This window comes from Candidatus Methanoperedens nitratireducens (genome assembly GCF_900196725.1).
Lineage (GTDB): Archaea > Halobacteriota > Methanosarcinia > Methanosarcinales > Methanoperedenaceae > Methanoperedens > Methanoperedens nitroreducens_A.
Map to the genome: position 1 here is coordinate 1 of NZ_FZMP01000199.1, position 1,659 is coordinate 1,659.

At 46.0% G+C, this 1,659-nt stretch carries 2 protein-coding genes; one reads left to right on the forward strand and one right to left on the reverse strand.

Annotation, left to right across the window (positions count from 1 at the left end; translation table 11 throughout):
- Positions 1 to 556: DUF1638 domain-containing protein (locus MNV_RS13770; protein WP_143311791.1), on the forward strand; the 556-nt coding region annotated here is incomplete at its 5' end.
- Here the strand turns inward: MNV_RS13770 and MNV_RS13775 are convergent.
- On the reverse strand, positions 540 to 1,659 hold a 1,120-nt coding region (locus MNV_RS13775), incomplete at its 5' end, for an alpha-hydroxy-acid oxidizing protein (RefSeq protein WP_143311793.1). The genes MNV_RS13770 and MNV_RS13775 overlap by 17 nt on opposite strands.

The window sequence follows — 1,659 nt, forward strand, 5'->3', positions numbered from 1 at the left end:
GCATGAGACTTATGACGGTACAACTCCGATGGGATTGCATATAGATAATGAACTGTTAAAAGCGGAAGTGTACAGGAGTATCAGGGAAATGTCAGGTTTTTCAGACAGGATTCTTATTTTCTACGGCACATGCGGGCATTCGCTTGTAAACATTGAAAAAGATTTTGAAGGTCTCGGATGCCAGCTTTATTTCCTGAAAGACGATAAAGGGGAAATAGTAGAGGACTGCATCGGCGTTGCGCTTGGCGGGAACGATGCCTATGCTAAGGCAATGGTTGATAGCGAGGGTGAAGGTACGTTTTACCTTACCCCGATGTGGGCTTCGGGCAGGATGGAGATTCAGAAGGAAAAGATCTCAGAGCTCTCCGGGCTTGGTAAAATGTATATCAGGAGGTACAGAAGAGTTGCAAAGATCAATACCGGGCTTTCATATGAGCCGGACTTCGATGAAAATGTCAGGGATTTTGCACGGTCTTTTAATTTGAAGGTCGTGGAAATTCAGGGCAGTAAAAAGATAGCGGAGCAAAGTTACCAGGACGCTAAGAAATTTCCCTGACAAGAATATTCTCATTTATGTCTTCGAGGGTATTGCATGAAGTCATCATCATTGCAACCCTCATATCAGTCTTGATATACTCCAGAATCCTTTTAACTCCTTCAACCCCGCTTGAAACCGCCTCCCTTGCCAGTGGTCTTCCCACAAGGACGAAATCGGCTCCTAAAGCCAGCATTTTAACAACATCAAATCCTGTCCTTACTCCGCCGTCCGCTGTAATCACCACTCTTTCGCCCCCATCCGCCTCTCTTATGGCTTTGACTATTTCAGGAAGCACGTCCGCAACCCCGCTATTGGAATCCATGACCCTGCCTCCGTGGTTGGAAACGCCTATCGCATCAGCACCCGCTTCGGCTGCTGCCAGGGCATCCTCCACACACAGAACTCCTTTGACAATGAAAGGAAGACTTGTTGAGCGTTTAAGTTCATTCAGTTCATCGATCGTTTTCCTGAAAACAGGCTTTCCCGCAAGGGCAAAGTTCACCGAACCTGCACCATCAATATCTACGCCGACAGCTACTGCTTTTTCATTCTCTGATTGTTTTATCAGTTCCATAAGGACTTCCTGCGATTGCGGCTTGAAGATGTTGACCCCGTGGCCATTAACTTTTTTAAGAGCCATTATAGCAGGATGTACCCTCTCATAATCTCTGGATGTATTCCCGGTATATCCGATGGTGCCTGCAACTTTACATCCTTCCAGAATATTATACGCAAAATCCTCTTCCGTCATATTGCTCACATAACTCATGCCGCTCATCGGGGCGCCAAGCACGGGCATGGAGATATTTTTACCGAAAAACGCCGTTTCAATGACCGGGTCTTCATGTTTTGTTATCAGCCTTTTCCTGAGATTGTATTTTGCGAGCGCCTTGAAATTGGCGAGATACGCGAGACCCTGACCTATACCCCGCAGACCAAGCGGTACCCCGTATTCCTGCCTCAGTTCCGGTACAGTTTGCGGGTTATCAACACCAACTAAAATACTTCTTTTCTCTTGTTTTCTCTCTGTAAAATCCGTGTAAGCCCTGGCTTTCTGCCAGTATTCTTCTTCAGAGATCTGAACAAGCTTATCTTTAAGCATAGTCATATAAGTAATGTTG